The following is a 12,818-nucleotide window of genomic DNA, read 5'->3' on the forward strand; positions in this document are numbered from 1 at the left end:
AATACCAACTTATAAACATTGAAATTATACAAGGTCACATGACCCATGGAATATCTCCCCACATACGCCAACAGAAGGATGACCCATTGAGCAACATATCTGATCGATTGCATCCCTTGAAACGAAAGATTCAAAACGAGAAACCTCTTCACACGCCTCATCAGGGGAAAGTCCATAGTGACTCAACATTAGAGTAAGTATATTGTGCCTGTTTACAAGAAATTCGGCGTACTTGCTCCCTTTTTCAGTCAACCCAACTCCCCTGTATGGCACATGATTCACAAGACCAATGGATGCAAGGTCGACTATAGTCTTTGTAGTCGTAGAAGGATCAACTTTTAAACTGGAAGCAATATCCGTGGTCCTCACATTTCCCCCTTTCTTGAAAAGGAATTTTATGTATTCCACTTTTTTAGGGGATAATTCCAAACCTGTGATATCCTGCATAAAAAGGATACAATGCAGGCACATATAACATTATTGGAACATAGCCCAAATTTAAGTATTTTTTTGCATATATACCAAAAAATACATGCAAAAATAATAGAAAGCACAATGAAGGAAGAGCATCAATCCAATTGATACTCCTTTACCTCCTTACTGAGGAAATAACCAAGAATCGTTCTTATAACAACGACTGCTCCGAGTATAATGATCTCCGATTCAGAAGGTTCAAGGACAGTACGTAAAATATCTCCGGCTATCATGAACTCAAGACCAAATACTATTTTGTTAGTCAACTCCCGCCTTATGTGAGAATAAGTATACGCCTTTTTCAGGGCTTCAAGAAGCAGGATCTCAAAGCTTGAGCGTATGCCACCATATATTATTAGCAGCGAACCCACTAAAATAAAGAAAATTGCAAATCCCTCAAGAATAAATGAAGACCAGATTGACAATACATCCAGTAATGCACTCATACCCACAATCACCCCTTACCAAACAGATTTTGAAGATACTAAGTTAAAGATTTGTTGGCTTCGAGCAAAATAACGAATTGGTAATTTATTTGTATCCCGAATAAGATAATGTTAGGAAGGGGAGTTAGACCAATGATCATAGAGCAGTTTTTCACAGGAGGCATAGCCCATAGCTCATATCTTCTTGGAGCAAACAGGACATGTGCGGTTATCGATCCAAGAAGAGACATTGATACGTACATAGAGCAAGCACAGGAAATGGGAGTGAAAATAACACATATACTTGAAACACACCTCCATGCAGATTTCATATCAGGACACCTGGACCTTGCCAGAAGGACCGGAGCACAGATATATGCCCCTAAAGCAGGAAACTGCGATTTTGAACATATACCCCTCTCCGAAGGAGATTCCTTCAGGCTAGAGGGCATACACATAGACGTCCTTGAAACTCCCGGACATACGCCCGAACATATTTCTTATCTTGTTACAGATACATCCAGAGGCGATGAAACTGTGACTGTTTTCTGCGGTGACACATTGTTCGTGGGAGATGTGGGAAGACCAGACCTGTTTCCAGGAATGGCAAAAGAGCTGGCTGCCCAATTATATGAAAGCCTGCACGAAAAACTCCTCAATCTCCCCGATTTCTGCGAGGTATATCCTGCGCATGGTGCTGGCTCACTGTGCGGGCGAGCCATGGCTGCCAAGAGGACAAGCACCATAGGATATGAGAAAAAATACAACTACGCCCTCAATATAAAGAACTTAGAAGATTTTACAAACGCGCTGACAAAGAACATGCCTGCGGCTCCAGATCACTTCAGTCGCTGCTCTGTGATCAACGCCAAAGGACCGGCTATTGTGGAGGAACTTCCAGAATTGAAGGCTCTGAATAACAATGACTTCATTGGACTTATTGAGAAAGGAGATTCTATAGTCCTTGATGTCCGCTGTTTCGAGTCCTTCGGAGGACAGCACATCCCCAATGCATACAGCCTTGATCTGAAAAGCAATTTTGCGACTTTCGCAGGATGGTTACTACCACCTGACAAAAACATACTACTGGTCACAGACAGTCAGGGACAGGCCCTTGATGCAAGCCTATGGCTTCGTAGAGTGGGACTTGACAGGATCACAGGATATCTGGAAGATGGAATGTTCGGCTGGGTCACAGCAGGACTTGGAACGGACCATATCGCACAGATATCAATAGTCGAGTTGCACGAAAAACTCACAAAGGGAGATGAAACACTCGTTGTAGATGTCAGAGCAGCTTCCGAATATGAGGACTTCCACATCCAGAACTCGATAAATATCCCGGTGCATGAACTCCGAGAGCGTTACGTTGAACTTGACCCGGAAGCCGAGATCGTATTGATATGTGGCTCTGGACACAGGTCAAGCATGGGATGTAGCATACTGCAGCAAAAAGGATTCAGAAAACTCTACAATGCCGCAGGAGGCATGACAGGCTATGCTGCAGCCAAATACGGACCCGAGTGCCCTATGTGCAGGCTCCCCTGGACCGCTTCTTCAGATGGTTAAAAAATTCCGAGGTCACAATGGAATGACTCCGCTTTAATATTCCCTCAGTCTACATTAACTTCTACTTCAAGGCCGCCTACCCAGCCTGCTATAAGATTATAGAACAAGGCCATGAGCAAACCGGAAATGAAACCCATTATGCCGTAGAATACCGGAAAGGCAATAATGGCACCGATACCAAAGAACATGCTGGCCGCACCAAACCCACCATACATCATATTTCCTATTGAGAACAGGCTGATGAAAGCACCTATGATCAGGCCAAAGATAGCATACATAAAACCCAGGATCTTTCCAAGGGACATTGCCCCCATTCTCTTTACAGATACCATTCTTATTACCATAAAAATCACTCCTTGAATAAAATATAGAAATTAAATTATTTTTATGGATGATAAAGTATCTGCCAGGGATGAACGAACATTCACGGACTGATAGGAGGAGCCGGATATACGAAAGTTTCACGTATAAGAACGATAAGCTCAACTACCTCATCAAATGACAGGAACAGCAGTGCCAGGATCATTAGAATGATAAGTACCTCTGAGTAGTCCGCAAGCAATCTAACAATCCGCAAGAATATACCGTACGTATTATTTACAGAATCTACCATATTGAACCCCGGATAAATCTCTGGCACAATGCGATAAAAAGATTTGTAAAATAAATAACTATTATTCATTATAATACTGAAAAATAATTTAGCCAAAAACAGAAAATACAAAAGTATCCATCTTTCCCAGGATATCCTGCAACTACAATTCCAGAGTATATCCCACACTTATATCTGCAAATGTTTCCGGATACAGCGCCCTGATCTTATCCTTATGGACCGTACAGTGACCTGCACCTATCAAATGCAAAGAACTGAGAAGCCCATATTCCTCACTACCATGCAAGCCACCGATGATAGCAACAGGCTCGCCAAGATCCAAAGCCCTGTCAAGTATTGCAGCAAGCCCGGGATGCGCACATCCACAAATGACGCAGACACCTTTATCAGAATCGATGAGTAGAGATTGTTCCTTTATATCATCACCAAGCTCTCCGGTGCTATGAACGCCACTGCATACCTCTTGTGAACCTTTCACCTCATGTAAAAGATTAGCAGAGATGAGATTAGACATCTCCTGCTTAAGCCGGGGAGAAAAAGAAAAAGGCACATAGATATCCACATCAGGATTGGCGTTTAGAAAAGTTGCCACACCACCTATATGATCCCAGTGCTGATGGGACAATACAAGAGTATCAATATCCATGGCAGATATGCCAAGCTTGCTCATATTATCAAGAAGTAATAAGCCATCCCATCCGGTATCAAAAAGGATGGTCTTTTCCCCGGTTTCAATAAGGCAGGAAAAACCCCAGGCTCCATGGAATCCTTCTTCGGCAAGATTGTCATACAGGATTGTCAATTTGACCATAATAATAACAGTTTAAAAATACCAGCAAGAAAGGATAGTACTTTCGTACTACCATTTCATTGACTACTTCACTATAATATCTAACGCAGTTCGTCAGATCTGTGTCAGAAGGTTCTGAAAGATATTAGTGGCTACCGCAGGTGTGATTCACATCACCGTGTGAGTGACTACTGCAATCTGTATCCTTCGTTGCAGGTGCAAGCTTCTCAGACTGCCATGCATCAATGGTATCTTTTACACTTCCACTAGCGCCAACGAAAACATCTATCCCTAATTCCTGAAGCATCTGCACAGCTTTCTTTCCAAGACCACCACATAGCATTACGTTCACGCCTGCTTTGGAGATCAGTTCAGGAGGGTGTCCGACGCCACCTTTGTGATCGCTTGTGTTTTCGATAACAACGACAGCCTCTGTTTCCGTATCAAATACGGTATAATAAGGAGATGTGCCGAAATGCTGGCATACAGTATCTTCAAGTCCGCTTGAGCCCATTGATGGTACACTTACTTTCATCTTGTCACCTTTTTTCATTTATAAAAATCAAAATAATAGATACACACATGTGAGATTAAATATAAAATAGTAACCCAATAACTTGATATATTTCATCTCAAAAGAGATATTAGTTCATAGAAGCAGCCACCACGAATAGAAAAGTCAACTTAAAAATAAGCCATGATAAGCCCGATCACTCATCCAGAGAAAACCTGTTCTTCAGATAGTATCCCGAATATATAGCAGCTGCAGGATTATGGCCAAGAACCCTGTCCTTGACTATCAGAGTGGTCACCGGAGCTTTGGATTTTTGAGTGAAAAGAATATCATGACCCATACATAATCCTATTATTATGTTTAACTGTGTGTTCTTTTTATCGAGCATCATAGCCTGCCCGATCGGATTGCAGGTCGGATCGAACTCGCATGGGTTTAATTTTTCAAGTCCATATTCACCCTTCTCTATCCCACAAACCTTGCAGCATACAGAATACACATCAAAATATTTATCGAGAATTCTATGAATGATCTCTGCCTCTTTTTCCAACCCCACACAAAAAGCAATCCCAATTCTTTCATAACCCATTTCCCGAGAATAAAGAATAAGTTCTTCAAGCCTTGTTTTTTGCATGTAGTACCGAGCCTCGATGGCAGCTGAAGCCTTCATAGATCCAAGGTCATCCCTCTCATAAGAGATGCATTCAGTTATACCGGTACAGTCTTTGCCCCCGCGGCATTCTTTTTCATAACACAATGCACATTTCATCTTACATACCCCGGAAAAAAATATTGATTTATGTAAAGGAGCTTTCCATACCCAGCCTTGGACTCCCCTGCCTTGAAAACAAAATGTTATGCACATTTTCCCAGACAGAGAGTACACCTGAAGTAAATTCATTCTCTGCAAACTCTATCACTGTCTTCCCATTCAGCATGGCATCCACAGGCGTCCTGTCATAGGGGAGTAAGCCGACAATCTCTATTTCCCTGCCTATGCAGTAATCCTGAATGATCTGTGTATTTTCTTTGTTTATATCATATTTATTGATACATACAGCAGCAGGTATCCTGAAATGTTCAGCTACCTCCAGCACCCTTTCAAGATCATGAATACCTGAAACGGTAGGTTCGGTAACGATAAGTACCAGGTCAACACCCGTTATTGCAGCGATGACCGCACATCCTGTCCCGGGAGGACCATCAATTACCACAAGTCCTTTATCAGCGCTCATAACTAATTCCATGGCACTTTTGCGAACAGTTGAGACCAGTTTCCCACTTGCCTCCTCACCAATTCCCAGTTTTGCATGAGCCATTGGACCAAAGCGTGTCATGGAGCTGAAGTATTCTCCTGCTTTCCTTTCGATCATCGACATGGCATTCTGCGGACAGACATATTCACAAACTGCACAACCCTCGCAAGAATAAGCATCTATCTCTACATTCTCACTTATTGCAGCAAACCTGCACGAACTAACACATTCCTTACATCTAGTACAAAGATCTGCGTCAATATTTGCCACTTTCAGTCCATAGAAATCATTGGCTTCGATAATATCCGGTTTGAGGATCAGATGCATATCTGCAGCATCAACATCACAATCTGCTACTACGGCATTTTCTGCAAGAGAAGCAAAAGCAGAGCATATAGTAGTTTTTCCTGTGCCTCCTTTACCGCTTATTATCGTCATCTGCTTTACCATTCATTCAACCTCCATATTTGAGAGATATTTACAGATGCCATCGAACATGCTTACAAATTCCATTTTCCATTCAGGCATCTGCGTTACAAAAGGTATGCCTTTCGAGTACAGAACAGCAATCTCCCTTTCATTGGGAATTTTCAGCAAAACAGGTATGTCTTCTGATATGCAATATTTCTCCACCTGCCCATCGCCCAGATCACAGCGATTTATTACCACACCGCATGGAATATTAAGTTGTTTGACAAGCTCCACTGCAAGTGTAAGGTCATGCAGACCAAAAGGAGTAGGCTCTGTTACCAGAACACAAAAGTCCATGCCTGATATGGAAGCTATCACCTGACAGGCAGTGCCAGGAGGAGAATCTATTATCGAGACCCCATCTTCAGATATATGCTTCTGCAAATGTCGGATAAGAGGCGATGCCATGGGTTCCCCTATACAAAGAAGACCCTGCCAGAGATCTATACTGGATATTCCTTCCACGGACCTCCCGATCGTCCCAAGAATTCGGCTTTCTTCCGCGATAGCATTTTCAGGACATACAAGAGCACATCCACCGCAGCCATGACACAATTTAGGAAAGGTCATGATGCTGGAGGGAAGTGCAGCAATGGCATTGTACTGACAGAAATCAGCACAATTTCCGCAAACACTGCATTTTTCCTTATTTATGAGAGGAACAGGAAGAGTCACATTCTCAAACTCTTCCGTTTCATATCCAAGGAAGAGGTTGCAGTTTGGTTCTTCAACATCACAATCCAGCAACTGTGCATTATCAAGTGACAGAGCCAGATTAACCGCTATCGTGGTTTTTCCAGTCCCTCCTTTTCCACTTGCGATTGCGATTTTCATTAACCATACCTCAAAATTGATTAATTGCAGTGTCCGTTTGCATGGTCATGGTCGTGATCATGGTCGTGACCACTACAGGAGTTGTCCCTGGTAGCCTTTGCCAGTTTGCCGGAATCCCATGCATCAATGGCATCTTTAACAAGACCTGTTGCGCCAACGAATACATCAATTTCAAAGCGTTCGAACATATCAACAGCCTTCTTTCCAAGCCCACCGCATAGCATCACATGGACGCCTTCCTTAGACATGAGTTCAGGAGGAAGACCTACCCCACCATTATGTTCACTGGTATTTGCAACAACCACAACTTCTTTTGTGTCTGTATCATAGATCGTGTAATTTGGAACCTGTCCAAAATGCTGACCTACCATATCATCAATTCCACCTTGTCCGTTTGAGGGTACACTTACTTTCATCCTATCATATCTCCGTGTTATTATCAGTTAATTTCGTTTTGAGACATCTCTGAGCTTGAGCCACTGAGTTGATTGCCTCTTCAAATTCATCCCTGTTTTTGGGATCTTCTACCATGGGACTGATTTCCCGACTTCCCAGGAGAATTGGCAGAACCTATGGATTCCAGCATTCCATCGTTGTAAGAGGAAACGGCTTCTGAAACTGAACCCGTTGCAAATCCGTAAACTTCGATATTTTCAGACGAAAGTATTGGAAATGCATTTGGTCCGACACTTCCGGTGATCAATGCGCCTATATTCTTATTGAGTATCTGCTGTGCAGCTTTAATGCCTGCACCTCCAGATGCTGAAGAACTTGTATTTGCAATTGATTCGAATTCCATTGTATCGCTATCTACGATCACAAAGTACTGACATCTTCCAAAGTGCGGATCAACAGGGGCATTCAGACCCTCTGATGTAGCTGTAACACATATTTTCATCAATTATCCCTTCCCAGAGTTGGACTTGAATTTCCATAACTTACCATGCAAGTATCCATTGAACATGCATTCTTTATGGATCCAATACCTGATGATAATACACATGAGAGAGGAAATATAATAAGATATCCCGAAATATTTATATATTTATTCTCAAAAGCGCATAAAACATCAATAAATACCACCCATTATAAATACAAATACAACAAGGTAGACAGGGATGTTGACAGTTATTGAAGCGATCATACTTGGAATTGTTCAGGGAATAGCAGAGTGGCTGCCTATAAGTAGCGAAGGGATGACCACTCTCGTAATGATCAATGTCTTTGGAAAAAGTCTTACAGAATCCTTACCGATGGCGATTTGGCTACACACAGGAACCTTACTTTCAGCAACCGTATATTTTAGAAACGAGCTGAAGGAAATATTTAGAGAAATACCCGGATTCATTAAATACAGAAACCTACAGAATAAAGACCATACACTAATCGTTTTTCTAATAATATCAACTCTACTTACAGGAATTGTGGGATTGCCGCTTATTCTGTTTGCAACCGGTTGGGCAGAATTTTCGGGGAAGCTGGCAACCGCATTTATAGGATTGCTTCTTGTTTTCACAGGGTTATTGCAGATCACTGCTGCAAAGAGAGCTGAGAAGAAGACTGAACCCGCACTAAAGGATTCCTTTATCGTTGGAATTACACAGGGATTTGCAGCACTTCCGGGAGTCAGCAGGTCAGGAATAACGGTATCTACCCTTCTTTTGAGAAATTTTCAGGCAAGTGATGCCCTAAAATTCAGCTTCCTTATGAGCATACCTGCAGTCCTGGTCGCTGAGATAGGAATGGGGGCAATGGGATTTCTGACAATTGATGCTAATTCCCTATTAGCACTGTTCTTTGCCTTCCTTTTTGGAATACTGACCATTGATGTTTTCATCAAGGTTGCTGAAAAGTTCGATTTCTCAAAATTCTGCATCGGGCTTGGCTTACTAAGTATACTTGCTTATTTCCTCTGAAGATTTTTCTTATATTAATTTTACTCAAAAGTGAATAAATATAAACGTTTTATGGATTAATCTTAAATCCAATATCAACAATGACTGCATTACGATGCCTTGCAGAGGAAGACCTAAATCCCCCAGGAGAGTCAAATGCTCGCCTGATGTTTTATATTTCAAGCCAAGAGGGGTACCCCTCAAGGAGCTTGAAACAGTGTCACTTGCAATTGAAGAACTGGAAGCACTGAGACTTGTTGATGTTGAAGGAATGCAGCAGGAAGAAGCTGCTTTTAGCATGGGCATTTCAAGGCGTGCTTTCTGGGAAGATCTGCAGAGTGCAAGAAAGAAAGTAGCACTGGCACTTACCACAGGCAAAGCCATAGAAATAGCCGGGGGAAATTACATCAACACCGAAACAGAATAGAGCAGTTCTTTCTGCATCCATTGTTTAAGAAAGTTCTATTTGAGATACACATAATCATTAGAGGAAATACAAATGGCACAAAATATCCAGAGTACTGATGACCTGCTGAAGGCCCCACAGGAATCAAAGCTTATCAAGAACATGAGAGCTATCAAGAACAAGATAATGGTCATGAGCGGTAAAGGTGGTGTCGGGAAAAGTACAGTTGCCGCAAATCTGGCTGCACGTCTTGCTGATCGGGGACATAAAGTGGGAATACTCGATGCGGACATACACGGACCAAGCATCCCGAAGATGTTTGGTATAGAAGATCAGAAACCCACAGTTGATGAGAATGGTATTGTGCCGGTATCAGTTACCGAAAACCTTGTGGTTATGTCAGTGGCACTTCTGCTACCCGACAGAGATGCTCCAGTCATCTGGAGAGGACCTGCAAAAATGGGAGCCATAAAACAATTCCTGGAAGAGGTTTCCTGGGGTAAGCTTGACTACCTCATCATTGACCTGCCACCTGGCACAGGAGATGAACCACTCAGCATCGCACAATTGATAGAGAAGGTTGACGGGGCTGTTGTTGTCACAACACCACAGGATGTTGCCATTGTAAGTGTGAGAAAATCCATCAAGTTCGCAGAGATACTGGAAGTTCCTGTGATCGGTATAGTAGAGAATATGAGCGGTATTATCTGCCCACACTGCGATGAGAGGATGGAATTATTCGGCAAAGGCGGTGTGGAACAGGCTGCAAAAGATTTCAACCTGAAGATTCTTGGCGATTTACCTCTTGACCCAAAACTTGCAGAAATTGAGGACAGTGGTAAAGTACACGATATTGAAAATGAGGATATCGAATGGTTCAAAATCTTCGCTAAGATCGTCGACAGCGTTGAGAGTTTTAATAATTGATCTTAAAAGAAGGAAGAGATTATTTCTTCCTTGCTTTTTCCATAGGTCCTCCGTGTATCTTTTCGAGAGCTGCTATCATTTTTTCCATATTCTCGAAAGGAATTCCAGCTATCATTTCCTCATTTTTTATATCTGTAGCCTTACGACATCCAAAGCACCCAAGGCTCATGTTCATTTTACCCGTGAGAATTGGAATGATCGTCGAGTCCACACATGTAGCCTGGAAAGCCGCGGTATTAAAAGCCTGCCTTCCACCCTCAAAGAAAGTAGCTGCAGGGACAAGCCAATAAAGGGTTTCAGGAAGGTCCACAAGGATAACCACATCAGGCTCTATATCAAAATCCTTCAGCGGACCAACAACTGTGGCAACATTACCCTCTTCTAACTCTGAACGCTGAGCTACCATATTTGCCGCAGCTTCCGCACAATCAAACATACCCAGATTAGCATGGAAATCACCTGCCGTGACCTTTTCCGGAGTTGGTATCAGACCAAGACTCGATGCGCCCACAACACATGCATGCTTATCCTTCGGAATTAAAAAGGATTCACCCTTTCTTGCCCTCATTATAGACTGACAGTGCCTGATATTATTTTCTGGCTCTTCAAAGCCATCAGGAATATTTTCTTCTTCCTTTATTATTTTGACAGCCACAGGTTCATATTTAAGATCAAGCAATTCCATTATTTTTTCTGCAATTTCAGAATTGTTCATTTATTAGACCACCCTAAATTTTGTAAGGTAAGTTCAACTTACTATATTAATTACTTTTCTAATTTCGATTACTTTTATACCCATTAAAAGCAGATATTTACACATGGAAGTGGGAGAGGTAAAAATGGAAGTTGACAGGCTTGACTTCAGGGATCCGGTGGAGCTTGTCGAAGATGTACTAAGCAAAAATAGCTGGCTGCTCAAGGAAAATGCAAATACACGCCTCAGCCCGTCTGTAATAGACCTGCACCTCGCAAGCCAGATAAAAAAGAGGTATGCACTTGAAAAGCTCTATTCAAAAGAAGTTGCAGATGTACATCTTGAAGGAAAGATACACATACATGACCTGCACAGTCCCTTCAAGCCATATTGCAATGGTATAGATGCAAGGATATTCCTCATGGACGGACTGAAATTTCCAGACACTATAAGCCAGCCTGCAAAACATTTCCATTCTGCCATATATCATGCAATGTCATTTATGATGCACTCACAGCAATTCTTTGCAGGTGCTCAGGCCATCGACCTTTTCAATTGGATGCTTGCGCCACATCTACACTACGATGATGTCAGCGAGGAAGAACTGTTTCATATCGTACAGGGGTTCATGTTCCAGATGAACCAGTCAAACCGCATAGGTGCCCAGAGTGCTTTTACGAACATCGGGCTTCGCATAAAGTGCCCACCCCTTCTTGCAAAGGAAAGAGCAGTATTTGGAGGAAAGTTGCTGGATGAGACTTACAATTCCTTTGAAAAAGAAGCAAGAACCATATATCGGATAATAATGGAAGTTGCTGCCCAGGGGGATGCAAGTGACAGGCCATTCACTTTCCCGCTTATCACCACAGCCATCACAAAAGACCTTGACCCCGATGATCCCCTCTGGAAAGCCACGATGAGAGCAACATCAAGCACCGGTGCACCTTATTTCTTAAATCTGACAGCCGACTACCTTGAAGAAGAGACAGTACAGGCCATGTGCTGTCGACTGCTTACAAAACACTCAGGAGGTATATGGAATGCAGGAGGAATGGGAACCGGTTCCAACAAAGTGGTTTCCATCAACCTGCCAGGAATTGCTATCGGATCAAAGGATATTGATGCATTCTTCGAGAACCTCGATCAGGCAATGCAAATAAGCCGACAGGCATTGCATGAGGGAAACGAGATCATCAAAAGAGCACTCTACGAATGGAAAATACTTCCATGGTTATTGAAACACACCAGCGATGGCACCCCATACTACAATTTTTCAAAGCGACACCTGACATTCGGATTGGTGGGGCTGAATGAGTGCCTGCTAAACCTTACTGGCAAGAGCCTGCAGGATGAGCAGCAAACAGGTATGCAAATAGTACAGCACATTTCAGAGAGAATCATGAAATTCTCAAAGGAAGATGGTGTCGATTATACGCTGGAACAGACGCCTGCAGAGAGTACGGCTTACCGCTTTGCCAGCCTGGATCGCAGAAAATATGGCAAGCACGCAAATACACAGGGTGGCGATATACCCTATTATACAAACTCCACCCATGTACCTTACAAAAGTGAGATTTCCCTTGTTAACCGTATTGAGATCGAAGCACAGTTCCACCCATACTTCACCGGCGGCACCATCTGCCACATATGGATGGGGGAAAGTGTACCTGACCCGGAAGGACTTAGTGAATTCATTCTAAGAATTGCTAAAACAAAGCTTGCTTATTTCTGTTTCTCCCCTGACTTTTCCATTTGCAAGAGAGGACACACGTCCCATGGCAAGAACGAAAAATGTCCCCTTTGTTCAGAGAGGATAATCGACCATATTTCCAGAGTTACTGGCTATTACGGACATGTCAGTAACTGGAATCCGGGCAAGCGTAAGGAATTCGAAGAGCGACACAGATACAACATTGATTTTGCTGCAAAATAATAAGTAATTAGCATGGC

17 protein-coding genes are annotated in these 12,818 nt (G+C 42.6%); 5 read left to right on the forward strand and 12 right to left on the reverse strand.

From position 1 onward, the window contains the following. Nucleotides 1–24 precede the first annotated feature (24 nt). Both V7O66_RS08590 and V7O66_RS08595 read right to left on the reverse strand, forming a co-directional pair. Nucleotides 25–447: a metal-dependent transcriptional regulator gene (locus V7O66_RS08590; RefSeq protein ID WP_406659895.1), complete on the reverse strand. Its 423-nt coding sequence runs from the start codon at nt 445–447 to the stop codon at nt 25–27. A 122-nt stretch (nt 448–569) separates the two neighbouring features. Next, nucleotides 570–920, reverse strand: a complete 351-nt coding sequence (locus tag V7O66_RS08595) for a DUF1622 domain-containing protein (protein ID WP_406659896.1) — start codon at nt 918–920, stop codon at nt 570–572. A gap of 132 nt (nt 921–1,052) precedes the next feature. On the opposite strand from V7O66_RS08595, the gene V7O66_RS08600 reads away from it, so the two are divergent. Beyond that, the gene (locus V7O66_RS08600; protein WP_406659897.1) at nt 1,053–2,468 is read left to right on the forward strand and encodes a rhodanese-like domain-containing protein; all 1,416 of its coding nucleotides are present in this window, start codon (nt 1,053–1,055) and stop codon (nt 2,466–2,468) included. A gap of 44 nt (nt 2,469–2,512) precedes the next feature. Here the strand turns inward: V7O66_RS08600 and V7O66_RS08605 are convergent, their stop codons facing one another. From V7O66_RS08605 to V7O66_RS08645, 9 genes are all read right to left on the reverse strand, one after another. Further along, on the reverse strand, nt 2,513–2,812 hold the full coding sequence (locus V7O66_RS08605; protein ID WP_406659898.1) for a hypothetical protein: 300 nt from the start codon (nt 2,810–2,812) through the stop codon (nt 2,513–2,515). Between the two features lie 80 nt (nt 2,813–2,892). Continuing rightward, on the reverse strand, nt 2,893–3,081 hold the full coding sequence (locus V7O66_RS08610; RefSeq protein ID WP_406659899.1) for a hypothetical protein: 189 nt from the start codon (nt 3,079–3,081) through the stop codon (nt 2,893–2,895). 142 nt (nt 3,082–3,223) lie between these two features. Then, nucleotides 3,224–3,892, reverse strand: a complete 669-nt coding sequence (locus V7O66_RS08615) for an MBL fold metallo-hydrolase (protein WP_406659900.1) — start codon at nt 3,890–3,892, stop codon at nt 3,224–3,226. Between the two features lie 124 nt (nt 3,893–4,016). Next, nucleotides 4,017–4,406, reverse strand: coding sequence for a NifB/NifX family molybdenum-iron cluster-binding protein (locus tag V7O66_RS08620; RefSeq protein ID WP_406659901.1), 390 nt, complete (start codon nt 4,404–4,406; stop codon nt 4,017–4,019). Between the two features lie 175 nt (nt 4,407–4,581). Beyond that, nucleotides 4,582–5,154 carry a DUF1847 domain-containing protein gene (locus tag V7O66_RS08625; protein WP_406659902.1) on the reverse strand — a complete coding sequence of 191 codons (573 nt, stop codon included), beginning with the start codon at nt 5,152–5,154 and terminating at the stop codon, nt 4,582–4,584. Between the two features lie 28 nt (nt 5,155–5,182). Further along, nucleotides 5,183–6,091 (reverse strand): ATP-binding protein, encoded by a 909-nt coding sequence (locus tag V7O66_RS08630; protein WP_406659903.1) that lies wholly within the window; start codon nt 6,089–6,091, stop codon nt 5,183–5,185. After that, the gene (locus V7O66_RS08635) at nt 6,092–6,946 is read right to left on the reverse strand and encodes an ATP-binding protein (protein ID WP_406659904.1); all 855 of its coding nucleotides are present in this window, start codon (nt 6,944–6,946) and stop codon (nt 6,092–6,094) included. A gap of 20 nt (nt 6,947–6,966) precedes the next feature. Continuing rightward, nucleotides 6,967–7,362 (reverse strand): NifB/NifX family molybdenum-iron cluster-binding protein, encoded by a 396-nt coding sequence (locus V7O66_RS08640; RefSeq protein ID WP_406659905.1) that lies wholly within the window; start codon nt 7,360–7,362, stop codon nt 6,967–6,969. An 86-nt stretch (nt 7,363–7,448) separates the two neighbouring features. Next, entirely contained in the window at nt 7,449–7,844 is a 396-nt protein-coding gene (locus V7O66_RS08645) for a NifB/NifX family molybdenum-iron cluster-binding protein (RefSeq protein WP_406659906.1), read from the reverse strand. Nucleotides 7,845–8,064: 220 nt separating this feature from the next. Between V7O66_RS08645 and V7O66_RS08650 the strand changes: the two genes are divergently transcribed. The 3 genes from V7O66_RS08650 to V7O66_RS08660 all read left to right on the forward strand — a co-directional run bounded on the left by V7O66_RS08650 (nt 8,065) and on the right by V7O66_RS08660 (nt 10,174). Then, complete coding sequence (locus V7O66_RS08650) at nt 8,065–8,862, forward strand: undecaprenyl-diphosphate phosphatase (RefSeq protein WP_406659907.1); 798 nt, start codon at nt 8,065–8,067, stop codon at nt 8,860–8,862. 94 nt (nt 8,863–8,956) lie between these two features. After that, on the forward strand, nt 8,957–9,268 hold the full coding sequence (locus V7O66_RS08655) for a DUF134 domain-containing protein (RefSeq protein WP_406659908.1): 312 nt from the start codon (nt 8,957–8,959) through the stop codon (nt 9,266–9,268). 72 nt (nt 9,269–9,340) lie between these two features. Beyond that, entirely contained in the window at nt 9,341–10,174 is an 834-nt protein-coding gene (locus V7O66_RS08660) for an Mrp/NBP35 family ATP-binding protein (protein WP_406659909.1), read from the forward strand. Nucleotides 10,175–10,193: 19 nt separating this feature from the next. Here V7O66_RS08660 and V7O66_RS08665 read toward each other — a convergent pair whose 3' ends face one another. Next, on the reverse strand, nt 10,194–10,889 hold the full coding sequence (locus V7O66_RS08665; RefSeq protein ID WP_406659910.1) for a DUF169 domain-containing protein: 696 nt from the start codon (nt 10,887–10,889) through the stop codon (nt 10,194–10,196). A gap of 103 nt (nt 10,890–10,992) precedes the next feature. Here V7O66_RS08665 and nrdD point away from each other — a divergent pair, with 103 nt between their 5' ends. Beyond that, the gene (gene nrdD, locus V7O66_RS08670) at nt 10,993–12,801 is read left to right on the forward strand and encodes an anaerobic ribonucleoside-triphosphate reductase (RefSeq protein ID WP_406659911.1); all 1,809 of its coding nucleotides are present in this window, start codon (nt 10,993–10,995) and stop codon (nt 12,799–12,801) included. The last annotated feature ends 17 nt before the right edge of the window (nt 12,802–12,818 follow it).

Source organism: Methanolobus sp. ZRKC3, from assembly GCF_045291275.1.
Classification (GTDB): Archaea; Halobacteriota; Methanosarcinia; order Methanosarcinales; family Methanosarcinaceae; genus Methanolobus.